Source organism: Leucobacter sp. NPDC058333, from assembly GCF_042726155.1.
Taxonomy (GTDB): Bacteria; Actinomycetota; Actinomycetes; order Actinomycetales; family Microbacteriaceae; genus Leucobacter.
The window spans coordinates 464,227-478,380 of the sequence record NZ_JBHXHV010000002.1; the positions used below are offsets into that span (position 1 = coordinate 464,227).

General features: G+C 67.6%; 15 protein-coding genes. 2 read left to right on the top strand and 13 right to left on the bottom strand.

Features of this window, described 5'->3' with window-relative positions; all coding sequences use genetic code 11:
• Positions 1 to 138 precede the first annotated feature (138 nt).
• The 7 genes from ACFWHR_RS09960 to ACFWHR_RS09990 form a co-directional block, all read right to left on the bottom strand.
• Entirely contained in the window at positions 139 to 900 is a 762-nt protein-coding gene (locus ACFWHR_RS09960) for an ABC transporter permease (protein WP_382448150.1), read from the bottom strand.
• Positions 897 to 1,721, bottom strand: coding sequence for an ABC transporter ATP-binding protein (locus ACFWHR_RS09965; RefSeq protein ID WP_382448151.1), 825 nt, complete (start codon positions 1,719 to 1,721; stop codon positions 897 to 899). The genes ACFWHR_RS09960 and ACFWHR_RS09965 overlap by 4 nt, the downstream gene beginning before the upstream one ends.
• Positions 1,718 to 2,098, bottom strand: coding sequence for a DUF1048 domain-containing protein (locus ACFWHR_RS09970; protein ID WP_382448152.1), 381 nt, complete (start codon positions 2,096 to 2,098; stop codon positions 1,718 to 1,720). The genes ACFWHR_RS09965 and ACFWHR_RS09970 overlap by 4 nt, the downstream gene beginning before the upstream one ends.
• Positions 2,095 to 2,457 carry a PadR family transcriptional regulator gene (locus ACFWHR_RS09975; protein ID WP_382448153.1) on the bottom strand — a complete coding sequence of 121 codons (363 nt, stop codon included), beginning with the start codon at positions 2,455 to 2,457 and terminating at the stop codon, positions 2,095 to 2,097. The genes ACFWHR_RS09970 and ACFWHR_RS09975 overlap by 4 nt, the downstream gene beginning before the upstream one ends.
• Before the next feature lie 278 nt (positions 2,458 to 2,735).
• Positions 2,736 to 3,428 carry a response regulator gene (locus ACFWHR_RS09980; RefSeq protein ID WP_382448154.1) on the bottom strand — a complete coding sequence of 231 codons (693 nt, stop codon included), beginning with the start codon at positions 3,426 to 3,428 and terminating at the stop codon, positions 2,736 to 2,738.
• Complete coding sequence (locus ACFWHR_RS09985; RefSeq protein ID WP_382448155.1) at positions 3,428 to 6,034, bottom strand: DUF4118 domain-containing protein; 2,607 nt, start codon at positions 6,032 to 6,034, stop codon at positions 3,428 to 3,430. The genes ACFWHR_RS09980 and ACFWHR_RS09985 overlap by 1 nt, the downstream gene beginning before the upstream one ends.
• Positions 6,035 to 6,255: 221 nt before the next feature.
• Positions 6,256 to 6,849, bottom strand: a complete 594-nt coding sequence (locus tag ACFWHR_RS09990; RefSeq protein WP_382448156.1) for a TetR/AcrR family transcriptional regulator — start codon at positions 6,847 to 6,849, stop codon at positions 6,256 to 6,258.
• Positions 6,850 to 6,962: 113 nt separating this feature from the next.
• Between ACFWHR_RS09990 and ACFWHR_RS09995 the strand changes: the two genes are divergently transcribed.
• Positions 6,963 to 7,964, top strand: a complete 1,002-nt coding sequence (locus ACFWHR_RS09995; protein ID WP_382448157.1) for an SDR family NAD(P)-dependent oxidoreductase — start codon at positions 6,963 to 6,965, stop codon at positions 7,962 to 7,964.
• Between the two features lie 120 nt (positions 7,965 to 8,084).
• Here the strand turns inward: ACFWHR_RS09995 and ACFWHR_RS10000 are convergent, their stop codons facing one another.
• A complete protein-coding gene (locus ACFWHR_RS10000) occupies positions 8,085 to 8,756 on the bottom strand; it encodes a YdeI family protein (protein ID WP_382448158.1) in 672 nt (223 codons plus the stop codon).
• 219 nt (positions 8,757 to 8,975) lie between these two features.
• Between ACFWHR_RS10000 and ACFWHR_RS10005 the strand changes: the two genes are divergently transcribed.
• Positions 8,976 to 10,550 carry a dihydrolipoyl dehydrogenase family protein gene (locus ACFWHR_RS10005; protein ID WP_382448159.1) on the top strand — a complete coding sequence of 525 codons (1,575 nt, stop codon included), beginning with the start codon at positions 8,976 to 8,978 and terminating at the stop codon, positions 10,548 to 10,550.
• Between the two features lie 24 nt (positions 10,551 to 10,574).
• Here the strand turns inward: ACFWHR_RS10005 and ACFWHR_RS10010 are convergent, their stop codons facing one another.
• The 5 genes from ACFWHR_RS10010 to ACFWHR_RS10030 form a co-directional block, all read right to left on the bottom strand.
• Positions 10,575 to 11,759, bottom strand: a complete 1,185-nt coding sequence (locus tag ACFWHR_RS10010) for an AI-2E family transporter (RefSeq protein WP_382448160.1) — start codon at positions 11,757 to 11,759, stop codon at positions 10,575 to 10,577.
• 127 nt (positions 11,760 to 11,886) lie between these two features.
• Entirely contained in the window at positions 11,887 to 13,113 is a 1,227-nt protein-coding gene (locus tag ACFWHR_RS10015; protein ID WP_382448161.1) for a C2 family cysteine protease, read from the bottom strand.
• Positions 13,110 to 13,499 (bottom strand): hypothetical protein, encoded by a 390-nt coding sequence (locus ACFWHR_RS10020; protein ID WP_382448162.1) that lies wholly within the window; start codon positions 13,497 to 13,499, stop codon positions 13,110 to 13,112. The genes ACFWHR_RS10015 and ACFWHR_RS10020 overlap by 4 nt, the downstream gene beginning before the upstream one ends.
• Entirely contained in the window at positions 13,496 to 13,777 is a 282-nt protein-coding gene (locus tag ACFWHR_RS10025; protein ID WP_382448163.1) for a hypothetical protein, read from the bottom strand. The genes ACFWHR_RS10020 and ACFWHR_RS10025 overlap by 4 nt, the downstream gene beginning before the upstream one ends.
• Positions 13,774 to 14,127 carry a hypothetical protein gene (locus ACFWHR_RS10030; protein ID WP_382448164.1) on the bottom strand — a complete coding sequence of 118 codons (354 nt, stop codon included), beginning with the start codon at positions 14,125 to 14,127 and terminating at the stop codon, positions 13,774 to 13,776. The genes ACFWHR_RS10025 and ACFWHR_RS10030 overlap by 4 nt, the downstream gene beginning before the upstream one ends.
• Between the last annotated feature and the right edge of the window lie 27 nt (positions 14,128 to 14,154).

The following is a 14,154-nucleotide window of genomic DNA, read 5'->3' on the forward strand; positions in this document are numbered from 1 at the left end:
CCGGGCACCCCCCCCCCAGCCACCCTCGCCCCACACCTTGCCCCCATATACATCTTTTCTCCCGCCGTTTTTCCCCCGCCCCCGGGGTTCGGCCGGGGGGCCGGGGGGGGCGGGGCGCCGGGGCCGGGCCCCGGGTCACTACCCCCGGCGTCTCGCCATCAGGATCGCGCCGCCCGCGGCGAGCGCCAGGATGCCGACCAGCCAGGCCAGCGCCACCCAGATCTCGTTGCCGACCGGTTCACCCTCGAAGAGGGCGCGGATCGTGTCGACCACCGCCGTCACCGGCTGATGCTCGGCGAACCACTTCACCGGTCCCGGCATCGAATCCGTTGGCACGAACGCCGAACTGATAAACGGGAGAAAGATGAGCGGGTAGCTGAACGCGCTCGCTCCGTCGACGGTCTTGGCTGCGAGCCCGGCAACGACTGCGATCCACGTCAGGGAGAGCGTGAAGAGCGCGATGATGCCAACGACGGCGAGCCACGCCCCCACCGAAGCGTCCGTGCGGAATCCCATGATCAGGCCAACGCCAACAACCACGGCGACCGAAACGAGATTCGCTACGAGCGACGTCAACACGTGTGCCCAGAGCGCGCTGGCGCGAGCGATCGGCATCGACCGGAATCTCTCGTAGATGCCACTCTGCCGATCGAGGAAGAGACGGTACGCGGTGTATGCGACGCCAGACGCGACGGTGATCAACAGGATCCCGGGCAGCAGGTAATTGATATATGCACCGTCGCTCCCAGTACGAATTGCCCCACCGAGCACGTATACGAACAGCAGCATGAGCGCCACCGGCGTGACCACCGTGGTGATGATCGTGTCGGGGCTGCGCAGGATGTGCCGCAGTGAGCGGCCAGTCAGCACACCAGTGTCGGGGATGAACAGCGCGGTCATCGGAGTGCCTCTCTCTCGGCGGCGGCCGCCGCAGCGGCGGCCGTAGCAGCAGCGGCGGAACCTTCCTCGTGCCCGATGAGCGTCAGGAAGATGTCTTCGAGCGTGGGCTGCGGTTCAACCAGCACGGGTTCACGCCGCGGCAGCAGACGTTGCAGTTCGGACAGAGTGCCCTCCTGGACGATGCGCCCCTCGTGCAGGATTGCGATGCGATCAGCGAGGTGTTCGGCCTCGTCGAGATACTGGGTCGTCAGCAGCACAGTGGTGCCGCCCGCAGCGAGCGAGCGCACGAGATTCCACACTTCGATGCGTGATTGCGGATCGAGTCCGGTCGTCGGCTCGTCGAGAAAGAGGATCGGCGGATCCCCCACAAGGCTCATCGCGATGTCGAGCCGTCGGCGCATGCCTCCCGAGTACTCCCCCGCGCGCCGGTCGCCCGCTTCGCTGAGTGAGAAGCGGTCGAGCATTGCGTCAGCGACGTCTCCCGGTCGGTCGACGTGGCGCAGTCGCGCGACGAGACGAAGATTCTCGCGGCCGGTCAGCACCTCATCGACAGCGGCAAACTGACCGGTGAGACTGATAACTCCGCGCACCGTGGCCGGGTTCGCGACGACATCGTGGTCAAGCACGGTCGCCTTGCCTTCATCCGGGGGCAACAGCGTCGAGAGGATCCGGATCAGCGTGGTCTTGCCCGCCCCGTTCGATCCCAGCAGCGCGAAGATCGTGCCGGACGTCACGTCGAAGTCGACTCCGCGGAGGACGGCGGTGTCGCCAAAGGACTTCGCGATCCCGCGCACTTTGAGTGCCGGGGGCTGCGAGCTCATGATGCGCCACCGCCCGTCGATTGCGCCTCGGCCTCGGAGATCGCCTTGATGAGACGGGCGCGCTCCTTATCGATCCATTGACGGCCTGCGTAGGCGGCGACGAAGGTCTCGGCGAACTCGACCGGGTCTTCGCCGATGATGTCGCGCACCGGTGTGCCGTCGACGGCCGCGCGTTCCCAGAGGTCGGCGTGGTCGACGAGCATCTGCACGAGCGTGGCACCGTCGGTGACGAAGCCGTAGTAGGTGAAGTAGCGGCTGAGCGCCTTCGCAGCGGTCGCGTAGGGCTCGGGCAGCGCGTCGATGCGAGCGGTCGCGGCCTTGTACTGCTTCTTTTCGTCGAGCGATCCGGTGATGGTTTCGATCCATTTGGCGGTCATGATTCGGTTCCTTCGTTCGTGTGGGGTGCGGGCGCTGCGCCGGGGCGCAGCCCCTCGATGTGTGTGGCGAGAAAGTTCCAGGACTCCCAGAACTCTGCGAGGCGTTCGCGGCCGGCCGCATTGAGCGAGTAGACCTTTCGCGGCGGGCCCTTTTCAGACGGGACCTTTTCAACGGTGACAAGCCCCCGCTGCTCAATACGCACGAGCAGCGCGTAGATCGTGCCCTCCGCGAGGTCGGCGAAGCCGCGATCCCGAAGCGACGTCGTGATCTCATATCCGTATGCCGACTGTTCGGCGAGGATCGCGAGCACAATGCCCTCGAGCGTGCCCTTCAGCATCTCGGTCATCTGTGTGGCCATGGACGGCCTCCAAGCTTCTCAGTGTTACTAGCTACCGGTACAAGGTAACACTAAGTACCGCTACTTGGCAAAACTTACTACTGGCGGGGTTAGGACGGCCGCTGGCGCTGGCGTTCGCGCCCACGTCGGCGCGCACCGCCGAGCGGGGCAACTTGTCGGGGGTGTCGCGACCACAACACCCCCTAATAGTTACCTCGCTCGAGAGGGCGCGCGAGCGCTCGGGAGGGCGCGCGGGCGCTCAGGAGGGCGCTCAGCGCCCCGCCCCGCCGGGCGCGCGGCTACGCCGTGACGCGCTCCAGGCGGTAGCCCATGCCGGCCTCGGTGATGAGATGGACGGGGTTGGCCGGATCCCGCTCGATCTTTTTGCGCAGCTGCGACAGGTAGAGGCGCAGGTATCCGGTGTCTTCGATGTGCTCCGAGCCCCAGATCGTGGTCAGCAACATCTGGCGTGTCACGAGCCGGCCGGGGTTGCGAATCAACAAGTCCATCACCTGCCACTCGGTCGGCGTGAGGCGAATCTGCTGCTCCCCCTCTGGCGTCGCCCGCACCACGCTGCGCGCCGCAAGATCAATCGTCACGTCGCCGAGTCGCACGACAGGCTCCGCCTCGCCGCGCACCACCCGCCGAGCGAGGGCGCGAATGCGCGCGAGCAACTCGTCGATCGCGAACGGCTTCGTCACGTAGTCGTCGGCACCCGCGTCGAGCGCATCGACCTTGTCGGCGGCACCCGTTCTCCCCGACACGACGAGAATCGGCGCCTGCGACCAGCCACGCACCGCCTCGATCACCTCGAGCCCGTTGAGCGCCGGCATGCCGAGGTCGAGCACGAACAGATCGGGCCGATGATCGATCGCCGCGGCAATCGCCTGCGCGCCGTCGCCAGCCACGATCACGTCGTACCCCTTCGCGGTGAGCGTGATGCGCAGCGCGCGCAAGATCTGGGGATCGTCGTCGGCGATGAGGATCTTCATCAGTGTGCCTCTCTGGCAATCGTCACGGACGGCCCAAGGTCGGGGTGGTGATCCAGCGCCGGATCACCCGCCGCGGTCGGCAGCGACACCACCATGGTGAGCCCGCCGCCGGGGGTGTCTTCGGGTCGCAGCGTACCGTGCATCGTCTCGACGAAGCCGCGCGAGAGCGCGAGGCCGAGCCCGAGCCCCGTCGTGTTGTCGGTGTCGCCGAGCCTTTGGAAGGGTACGAAGATGTCGTCATACTTTTCGGCGGGGATGCCGGGGCCGTGATCCACGATGCGCACCTCAAGCCGGTCGGCGAAGGTGCTCGTGGTCACGAGCACGCGGGCTCCTGCGGGGGTGAATCGCGAGGCGTTCGCGAGCAAATTGACGATGACGCGCTGCAGCAGCACCGGATCCGCCTGCACCAGCGCGTCCCCGTGCTGCAGGGCGAGAGACACGTCGGTGGGGCCGAGCGCGAGCTCATCAAGTGCGGCGGCGATGACCGCCTCGGGGTCGGTCGGCGTCACGCGGATCGACAGCGCTCCAGCCTGAATGCGAGTGACGTCGAGCAGGTCGGTCACGAGCGTTGCGAGCGCCTCAAGGCTCTCTGACGCGGTGTCGAGCAGTTCCCCCCGATCATCCGCGCTCATCGTGATGCCCGCGGCGCGCAATCCGCCCACTGCTGCGGTCGCGGCGGCGAGCGGGCGACGCAGATCGTGACTCAGCGCCGAGAGCAGCGCTCCGCGCACGCGGTCGGACGCGGCGATCGGCTCGATTTCACGGGCCGTGAGTTCGAGCCGCCGGTGCTCAAGCACGGCCGCCAGCTGAGACGCGACCACGGTGAGGAGCCGCCGCTCGGATACCGCGAGCTCAGCCCCGGTAAGTTCGAGCGTGACGCCGTCGCCGACGTCGATAACGGTGCCAGTGCCGTCGCCGGTGCCAGTGCCAGCGCCAGTGCCAGCACCAGCAGCCGCTCCCGGCACCGCCTCCCCCGCCGCAGCCAGCACCGTCCCGCCCGCGTCCACGAGCCGTGCACCCCGCAGCCCGAACGCCTCACGGGTGCGTTCCACGAGCGCCTGCAGCGCGTCATCGCCGCGCAGCACGCTCCCGGCGATGGTCTGGATCAGCTCGGACTCTGCCGCCGACCTCCGCGCCGCGCGCGTGTATCGCGCCGCGCGGTCAACGATCAGGCTTACAAGCACCGCGATCACCACGTAGAGCGCGACGGCAACCAAGTGGAGGGGCTCGCTGACGTGGACAGTGTGCAGCGGCTCTATGAAGAAGAAGTCCAGCGTGAGCCCCGAGAGCACGGCAGCAAACAGGGCGGGCCAGACTCCGCCGACGAGGGCGACCAGCACGACGAGCAACTGATAGCTCAATACATCGCTCGTGATTGAGTCATCGCTGCGGAATGTCGAGAGCAACCACGTCACCAGCGGACCGCCGACGAGCGCGAGTGCGAAGCCGAGCAGACGCCGCTTGACCGTGAGCGCGCCCGTTCGCCGCGGCAACGCGAAGTGACGCGCACCCTCGGCATGATTGACCATGTGCACGTCGATGTCGCCAGACTCGCGCACCACGGTCGCGCCGATCCCGGGGCCCGTGAGGGCGGCGACTAGGCGCCCACGTCTGCTGGCCCCCAGCACGAGTTGAGTCGCATTTGCCGACCGCGCGAACTCGACGAGCGCCGCGGGCACGTCGTCGCCGATCACCTGGTGATAACTCCCGCCGAGCTTCTCGACGAGCGCGCGCTGCTGGGTGAGGGCCGCCGGATGATCGCTGCGGACACCGTCGGAACTCGATACGTGCACCGCCAAGAGCTCGCCGCCGGCAGAGCGCGCCGCGATCCTCGCCCCGCGTCGGAGCAGCGTCTCACCCTCCGCCCCACCCGTGAGCGCGACGACCACGCGCTCCCGAGCCTCCCAGGTGCGGCGAATGCCGTGCTCGGCACGGTAGCCCTTGAGTGCCTGGTCAACCTCATCGGCGAGCCACAGCAGCGCAAGTTCGCGGAGCGCCGTGAGATTGCCGATGCGGAAGTAGTTTGAGAGCGCCGCGTCAACGCGCTCGGCGGGGTAGACGGCCCCTCCGGCGAGGCGGTCCCGGAGGGCCTGCGGCGTGAGGTCGATGACCTCGATTTGGTCGGCGCGACGCAAGAACTGGTCGGGCACGGTCTCGTGCTGGGGCACGCCGGTAATCTGCTCGACGACATCGTTTAGCGACTCGATGTGCTGAATGTTCAGCGTTGAAATGACGTCGATGCCAGCGGCGAGCAGTTCCTCAACGTCTTGCCAGCGCTGTTCGTGCGCGCTGCCCGGCGCGTTCGTGTGGGCAAGTTCGTCGACGAGCGCGACTGCGGGGTGACGCGCGAGCACGGCGGCCACGTCGAGGGTGCCGGTGCCGGTGGCACGGTCAGGGTCTCGCGTGCGCGCGGCCCGATCCGGATCGATCCTCGGCAACCCCGCCGCCATCGCCGCGGTCGCGGTGCGGCCGTGGGTGTCGAGATGCGCGATGACGATGTCTGCGCCCTCGGCGCGCATGCGGCGCGCTTCCTCGAGCATGGCGAACGTCTTGCCGACTCCCGGGGCGGCGCCGAGCAGCACGCGCAATCGCCCCCGTCTCGACATCCCCGGCTCCTGTTCTCGCTCGTACTCTGACTCGTGCTGGCGCCCCGCCCGCCCTCGCCCGCTGGCTCCAGGATATTCACTCCCCACCCGTCGCCGGGGTTCCCGCCCGCGCTCCCCCTGCGTTCGCTTCTGGAGGCGACAGAAACTCCGCCTAAAACGGGCTGAGAAGCGGAGTTTCTGTCGCTTCCAGAGGGCCGGGGGGCCGGGGGGCCGGGGGGGGCCTAGGTGATTCCGGTGAGGAGGAGGGTGACCGTCGCTCGGATGCGGGACTCCGTTTGCGGGGCGCCCGTGAGCGCGGCGTAGGCGGTGAACGCGATGAGGTGATCGGCGAGCAGGATCGCGTCGACCCCCTCCCGCACCTCGCCGCGCGCGGTCGCGAGTTCGACGCGCTGCTGCACCCATTCGCGGACCGGTGCCGCAAGCCGCTCGTTGAGCGCGGCGCCGACCTCCGGATCCGAGGCCGTCACCGCGATGAGCGCGCGCGCCACTCCGAGCCCCTCGGCGCGACCGAGCTGCTGCGCTGACCCGGTGAGCCAGTTGACGAGTTCGGTTGCGAGGTCGGGAGCAGGCTGATCGGCGGCAGGTTGCTCGGCGGTGGGCGGATCCGGAATCGCCTGCGGCAGCGCGCCCTCGACCAGCGCCTCGCCCAAGATCGCGGCCTTCGTCGGCCACCAGCGGTAAATCGTCTGTTTCGATACGCCAGCCTCGGCCGCGAGCCCCTCGATAGTGAGCGCTTCGTAGCCCTCGCCGACGACAGCACTGCGCATCGCGGCGAGCACTGCCTGGCGGGCGGATTCACTGCGAGGTCTCGGCACGGATTCAGGGTACCCGGGTGTACTGTAAATCATAAGTGGACGCACCGTTGCGAAATACGGTTCGCTCGGCTTTCCGCCGACTCCCCGCGCCCGCTCCGAACCAAGGAGACACCATGGCACTCACAGCACAATCCACCATTGGCGATTGGCTCGCCGACGAAACCGGCGGAGACCTCGTGCGCGGGCTACTCGCGCAGTCGGGCGCCGATCCCGAATCACTCACTCCCGTCCTCGGCCTCCCCCTGCAACAGCTCGTGACCCTGAGTCAGGGCGCGATGCCGCAGTCGGTCGTCGACGATCTCGTGCGCGCGGCAAACGGTGGCGAGATCCCCGACGAGGCGCCGGCAACCGGCTGGACCGAGCGCATCACCGCCGGACGCTTCTCGGGCAAGACGATCATCGTGACGGGCGCAGCATCGGGTATCGGCAAGGCCACCGCGTCGCGCATTGCGCGCGAGGGCGGGCGCGTCATCGCGTGCGACATCGCCGCCGAAAAACTCGAGGCCATGCGCGCCGAGTTGCCCGACACCGACATCGTCACCGTCGCCGGAAACCTCACCGAGCAGGCAGCGATCGACAAGGTTGTCGCAGCAGCGGGCGACACGATCGACGGCCTGGCGAACGTCGCCGGCATCAACGACGACTTCTCCCCCGCCGGAGAAACCCCCGACGCCGTCTGGGATCGCGTCATCGCGATCAACCTCACGGCACCGTTCAAGCTGATGCGCGCGGTACTCCCGGCGATGGAAGCGGCCGGTCGAGGTGCGATCCTAAACGTCGCAAGCGAGGCCGCTCTCCGCGGCAACGCGTCTGGCAATGCCTACACGGCGAGCAAGCACGGCATCGTCGGCGTCACGAAGTCGGCTGCGTTCATGTACGGCCAGAAGGGTATCCGAGTAAACGCGGTGGCTCCGGGCGGGGTGGCGACCGGGATCCCGATGCCCCCGAACATGTCGGAATCCGGATCCGCTCGCCTCACTCCGTTCCAGATGGCCATCCCGTCGCTCGCGACTGCCGAGCACCTCGCCGCATCGATCACGTTCCTGCTATCGGACGACGCGGTGAACATCAACGGCGCGATCCTCGCCTCGGACGGCGGCTGGTCGGTGCAGTAGGGCGCGCGGGCGCCAGCCAGATCCGCGCTGGCCAGATCCGCGCTGGCCAGATCCGCGCTGGCCAAACCATGCTGGCCAAACCATGCTGGAGGCGACAGAAACTCCGCCTAAAACGGCTTCTTAGGCGGAGTTTTTGTCGCCTCCAGGGACGGGTCGGTGAGTGAGCCGGGCGACCAGCTGCGCTGCGCGCTTGGCTCGGGTTTCTGGTTTCACAGCGGAGATGATCGGGTGCAGCGCGCTGTATCGCGCCGTGCGGTTGAGGCCCTCGAAGGCTGCGAGCGCCGCGGGGGCCGCCGCAAACGCCTCTGCAAGCTCGGCAGGAACCTCGGCTCCCGCGGGCCCCGCGTACGCCCGGTCCCACCGACCATCAGCCTTGGCGCGATTCACCTCGCTGAGGCCGCGCTCGCGCAGTAGACCGTCCGCCTCGAGCCGCGCGATGATCTCGACGTTGCGCTGCGACCAGATCGAGCGGGCGCGGCGCGGCGTGTACCGTTGCCGAAATGTGCCGGCGTCATACGACTTGCGCTGACCGTCGATCCACCCGCTGCAGAGCGCGATCTCGAGCGCCTCCTGGTACATCAGCGAGGTCGGCTGCGAGGTCCCCTTCTTCGCGAGCATCAGCCACACGCCGTCAGACGTGTGCTCGTTCGCCTCAAGCCACTCGCGCCACGCCGCGGCGTCAGCGAACACGATCGGCTCATCAGCGGCCACATTCACGGGCGTGCCAGCGGCGTCAACGCCGGCACCGCCGGCAATGCCGCCAACCGATTCGACGGAGTCATTCGCAGCCATCGACCAGCACCTCGACTCGCCACTCAGGGGTGATGATATTCGCGCACATGCCCCCACGCTAGCCCCATCCGGGCGATCGATCACCGGGCGCCGGATCGCAATGCCCCAGATAGACTCCGAGCCATTGGCGGTTTCACGATGTGCACCCCACGCTGCCGCCGCATCGAACCGCCGCGTCGAGCGAACACATCGAGCAGACTCATTGAACAGAGGAGCACCATGCCAACGGAGTACGACGTCATCGTGATCGGGGCCGGGCCCGTCGGCGAGAATGTCGCGGATCGCGCCGTTCAGGGCGGACTTTCTGTCGCCCTCGTGGAGGCGGAGCTCGTCGGCGGCGAGTGCTCGTACTGGGCGTGCATGCCCTCGAAGGCGCTCCTGCGGTCGGGCGAGGCGGTGCGCGCAGCGCAGCGTCTCGATGGCGCGAAACAGGCCGTCTCGGGCAGCGTCGACGCCGCCGCCGTGCTTCGTCGCCGCGACTCATTCACCCACAACTGGGACGATTCGGGCCAGGCCGAGTGGGTCGCGAGCGCCGGCATCGATCTCGTGCGCGGACACGGCGTCATCTCGGGCGAACGCGAGGTCACTGTCCATTCGAGCACGGAGAGCGCGGAGAGCGCGAACAGCACGGACAGCGCGGCCAACACGGACAGCGCAAGCAGCGCGACCGACTCCCCCGCCGTATTCCGCGCCCGCCACGCGGTCGTCGTAGCGACCGGCTCGGCCGCCCTGCTCCCCGACATTCCGGGTCTCGCCGAGTCGCGCCCGTGGACAAACCGCGAGGCGACGAGCGTGACCGAGATCCCGAAGCGTCTCGCCATCATCGGCGGAGGCGTCATCGCGGCAGAACTCGCCACCGCGTTCGCCACGCTCGGTTCGGCCGTGACCGTGCTCGTGCGCCACGAACTCCTCGCGGGCCAGGAACCATTCGCGGGCGAAATCGTCGGCGACTCACTCCGTGAACTCGGGGTCGATCTGCGCCTCAATACCTCCCCCACACGGGTCGAACGAGCCAGCGAGAGCAACGACACAGACACAGACACAGACACAGACACGAACACCAACACGACCACTCCCACCCCCGTCCGCATCACGACGGACACGGGCGACATCTTTGAGGCAGACGAGATCCTCGTCGCGACCGGTCGAGTTCCCCGCACGGCAGATCTCGGGCTCGAGAGTATCGGCCTCGACCCCGGGGCATGGCTGACCACCGACGACACGCTGCTTGTGCTGGGCGCCAATGGCAAGCCGCTCGCCGGCGACTGGCTGTACGCGGTCGGTGACGCGAACCATCGCGCACTCCTCACGCACCAGGGCAAGTACCAGGCCCGCGCGGCGGGCGACGCGATCGCCGCCAGGGCAAACGGCACTCCACTGCGCGACGCTCCCTGGGGCCGCCACGTCGCGACGGCGGATCACGCGGCCGTGCCGCAGGTCACGTTCACCGATCCACCGGTCGCCTCGGTCGGCCTCACTGCCGCCGCCGCGGAACAAGCAGGTCTCACCACCCGCGTGGTCGATTACGCCATTGGCGACGTCGCGGGTGCGAGCCTCCACGCCGACGGGTACCGGGGCACAGCGCGCATGGTCGTTGACGAGGATCGCGGCGTGCTCGTCGGCGTTACGTTCGTGGGCCCCGACGTGCACGAGCTCATCCACTCCGCCACCGTCGCGATCGTCGGCGAGGTGCCGCTCGAGCGTCTCTGGCACGCGGTGCCGTCGTATCCGACGATCAGTGAGGTCTGGCTGCGGCTGCTCGAAACCTACGGCCGCTCAAACCAGGACGCCTGAACGACCCGGGCGAAGGACGCCCGCTCACACCTCGACGGCTGGCGGGTTCCCGTCGACTCCCGCCTCGGCGCGCTCGCCGGGCGGCAATTTCTTGAGATCCTGCGCCGGGAACACCACCTTCTGCACAATGATGATGACGCTCGCGGCGACCGGGATCGCGACGAGCGCGCCCAAAATACCGCCGAGCGCGCCACCACCGACAGCCGCGATGACCACGAGCGACCCCGGCACCGCGACCGCCTTGCTCATGATGCGCGGGCTCAGCACGTACGCCTCGATCTGCATGTAGACGAGGTAGTAAATGCCCGCGATGAGCGCGGTCGTGGGCGAATTCACGAGGCAGACGGCCGTGATAATGATCGACGCGGACAGCGTGCCAACGAGCGGAATCAGTGAGCCGACGAACGCGATGAGCGCGAGCAGCGCCGGCAGCGGCGCACCGATGATGCTGAGGAAGATCAGGCTCAGCACAGCATTGCAGAGCGCGAGACTCACCTGCCCGATGACGTAGCGGCCGACCGCACCCGAGACGTCCTCGAGCAGTTCGCGGAATCGCGGGCGGTGGTAGGCAGGCACGAACCGCACCGCGAGCCGCTTCATCGCGCGCATCGAGGCCATGAAATACAGGGTCAGGATCAGCACAATGATGACCCCCGTCACGCCGCCCGCGATACCGGCGCCGACCGCGACGATGCCGCCACCGATCTCGCCGAGGTTCGTTGGATCCTGCAGGAAATCGAGCACCCCAGAGACGGCGCTATCGAAGTTGGTACCGAACTGGTCGGTCAGCCAGCCGTACCAATCGCTGTGCGTGATGTCGTCGACCATGTCGGGCGCGGTGTCAATGAGGTTCGTGATTTGCTTGACGAGTACGGGCACGATGGCGAGCAAGATCCCTGCGAAAGCGAGGATCACCCCGCCGACGACCACCGCAACCGCTGCAGGTCGCGGCAGCTTCCGTTCAATCCGCGAAACGATCGGGTCAAGCCCGAGCGACAGGAAGAGCGCAACTCCGACGTACACGAATACCGTGCCAAGCTGCCCGACGATGGAACCGATGAGCAGTGCCACGAGCACGCCGAGCGCGCCGAGCAGGCCGAACGTGAACGGGTTGATGCGCGCGCCATTGCCCCAGGGGATATACCCCGGGGTCGACACCGTCGCACTCGGCGCCTCGTCCGCGTCATCTTTCGCGGTCCACCAACGCATGTCGTTCCCCTTTGTTGCGGTGGCACGGTCGTCGTGCCGTCTCTGGCCAGTCGACCACTTGGCTGGGGCCGGGTCAAGCTCATTGCATTCTCGGTCGGGGCGTGTCGCTTTTTCGCCCGCACGGTGGCTACTCGGTGATGTTCGTGCTCGTCGCGCGCCAGAACAGGTCCGCGACGTCGTCGGAGCTCACGCGGAACTCGCCACCACCGTCAGCGGAGTTACCGGGGCCCCACGGGTTGCGCATCCACACGTCACCGTTTGCATCGATGCGGGTCACGACGTAGGAGTGCCCAGTCACGACCTCCACCTCGCGCGACGTGCCGTCAGCGTCGGTGACCGTGATGTGATGGTCGCCGCTCCGAGGTGACGACAGCACGACCTGACCGCCGTCGGTGATGACCTCGCGTAAATCGTCGACCTGATCGCTGTCGAGGCCGCTGTAGTCATTGTTTGCAACGACCTCGGTGTCGTGGCCAGTAATGATCTCCATTGCCTCATACGGCTGGCCACCGTCGAGAAAGTCGTAGCCGTATTCTTGCCGCATCGCAGCCTCGTACAGGGCCGCAATGGAGGGCTTGTCGCCACTGAAAATGAACCAGTCCCAGTCGCTCTGCTTTGCGCCATTGTCGAACACGTACTCGACAAACACCTCCTCTGGTTCGCCGTTGGAGTACAGCGTCACCCAGTAGCCCTGCTTGTCGGCGTCCCAGCGCACATGGTCGCGAATAAACTCATCGCCCTCGTCGGAGTTCAACAGCGACACGATCGAGCTCAGCATGAAGCAGTCGCCAATGCTGCCCTGCGCGACGTCGTCCGGGTCGAACGAATCGTCGTCGAGAATGTTGTCGGAGACGTGCTCATCAGGGTCTTCTTCGTCGTTGAACCAGCCGAAGGGGTCCCACCAGGGGCGCGCGTCACCGTCTTCGCCGAGCGCCGAACGCAACTCTTCGGCGGCGGTTGCCGCGGCCTGCTGCAGTTTGCCCTGCGCTCCGAGCGCCGCGAATCCCGCCTTCGCAACGGTCAGTGCCGCCGGAACATCGAGCGGGTTGGCGCGCAGCGCCTTCGTCGCGTGGTCGAAGTCGGCCTGAGCTCCCGCGAAACTCGATTGCGCCTCGCGCTGCACGACCGCATAGCGACTCAGCGTGCCAGACGCAGCGTCGAGCGCATCGGCAATGCTCAGAGTCTCGGGCAGCGTCTTGTCGACAGCCGCCGAGTACGCCTCGGCGGCTGCGCCCTGCCACAGCTCGGGCCGAGCTTTCGCGGCCTGCGCTCGCGCATTTTCAGCGGCGCGAGCACCTTGACGCAGCGCCGTCGCGGCCCCGTCGACCGCCGTCGGATCTCCGAATTCGCTCACCACAGTCGCCACCTCAGTTCCACTCGACCGCCCGCACCGTCAGCGGGGGCGCCGGCGTCGCTTGCCGCGGATGCAATATTTGCAGACGCATCAGCCTCCGATGCGTCAACCTCCGGAGCATCAATGCTGACGACCTCGACGACGCAGAGCGGGTGCACCCTGACGCGGTCGCCGGGCGTGAGCGCCGTATCAGCCACGCCAAGCAATTTGACCGACTTGCCCGATTCGACCGCTGATACGCCGACCTTCGCGCCGCATATCTGCGTCTGCCCACCAACAGCTACGACGCGCGTGACTCCCGCGAAGCCGAGCACGCCAACGGTCGCCACGGCCGCCAACGCAACAACCCCGCACACGACCGCGGCGATCCGGCGCCCGCGCGTCATGCTCCCGGCTCCGTAACCTCGATCGCGGCGGCTGTCTGCGTGCCGTCGGGGTTCACGAAAATGTCGATCACGCGAAGTTCGCCGCCGCCCGGCAGCGCCACGCCCTCACCCGATCCGAGCTCCACGATGGTGCGGCCGTCGGCCCACACGACACCCAGGCGCGCTGCAAGACCACCGCCCGCGTCGGAGGGTCGCAGCTTCGCCGCAATGAACCCGATCGAATAGCTGCCGCCGCGGCGCTGCGCGCCCTGCCGCAGCAGCTCCGGCCGACCGGTCACTGGAGCGGTCCGCTCGCCCGGATGGACCCTCCGGGACCACCGGCCCTGCCGGTGTCGCCTGAGCCCAGGTTGCCGCCGAATTTGCCGAGTCCCGCGACGATCTCGTCTTCGACCGTGCCCATGTCTTTGAGGGTGTCTTGCACTCCCGTGTCGAGTTCGCTCCATCGGGTGCCGAGTTGCTCAGCTCGGCGGCGCAGCGCCGATTCGAAGGACGCGACCGCGCTTCCCAGCACCGCGGGCCCGTAGGCGGCCGCACCCGGAAGCTGCGGCACGGCTTCGCCGAGGTCTTCCGAAGCTACGCGCAAGCGCTGCCGAATGGCCGACACGTCGTCGGCATCCATTGCAATCATCGTCGTCTCCCCTGTGCCACCCTGCGC

Excerpts from the sequence above, each read along its gene's own strand:
- ACFWHR_RS09970 (WP_382448152.1), bottom strand. The coding sequence starts at position 2,098 with ATGACCGCCAAATGGATCGAAACCATCACCGGATCGCTCGACGAAAAG.
- ACFWHR_RS09975 (WP_382448153.1), bottom strand. The coding sequence starts at position 2,457 with ATGGCCACACAGATGACCGAGATGCTGAAGGGCACGCTCGAGGGCATT.
- ACFWHR_RS10020 (WP_382448162.1), bottom strand. The coding sequence starts at position 13,499 with ATGACGCGCGGGCGCCGGATCGCCGCGGTCGTGTGCGGGGTTGTTGCG.
- ACFWHR_RS09965 (WP_382448151.1), bottom strand. The coding sequence starts at position 1,721 with ATGAGCTCGCAGCCCCCGGCACTCAAAGTGCGCGGGATCGCGAAGTCC.
- ACFWHR_RS10010 (WP_382448160.1), bottom strand. The coding sequence starts at position 11,759 with ATGCGTTGGTGGACCGCGAAAGATGACGCGGACGAGGCGCCGAGTGCG.
- ACFWHR_RS09960 (WP_382448150.1), bottom strand. The coding sequence starts at position 900 with ATGACCGCGCTGTTCATCCCCGACACTGGTGTGCTGACTGGCCGCTCA.
- ACFWHR_RS10030 (WP_382448164.1), bottom strand. The coding sequence starts at position 14,127 with ATGATTGCAATGGATGCCGACGACGTGTCGGCCATTCGGCAGCGCTTG.
- ACFWHR_RS09980 (WP_382448154.1), bottom strand. The coding sequence starts at position 3,428 with ATGAAGATCCTCATCGCCGACGACGATCCCCAGATCTTGCGCGCGCTG.
- ACFWHR_RS09995 (WP_382448157.1), top strand. The coding sequence starts at position 6,963 with ATGGCACTCACAGCACAATCCACCATTGGCGATTGGCTCGCCGACGAA.
- ACFWHR_RS10005 (WP_382448159.1), top strand. The coding sequence starts at position 8,976 with ATGCCAACGGAGTACGACGTCATCGTGATCGGGGCCGGGCCCGTCGGC.
- ACFWHR_RS10000 (WP_382448158.1), bottom strand. The coding sequence starts at position 8,756 with ATGGCTGCGAATGACTCCGTCGAATCGGTTGGCGGCATTGCCGGCGGT.
- ACFWHR_RS09985 (WP_382448155.1), bottom strand. The coding sequence starts at position 6,034 with ATGTCGAGACGGGGGCGATTGCGCGTGCTGCTCGGCGCCGCCCCGGGA.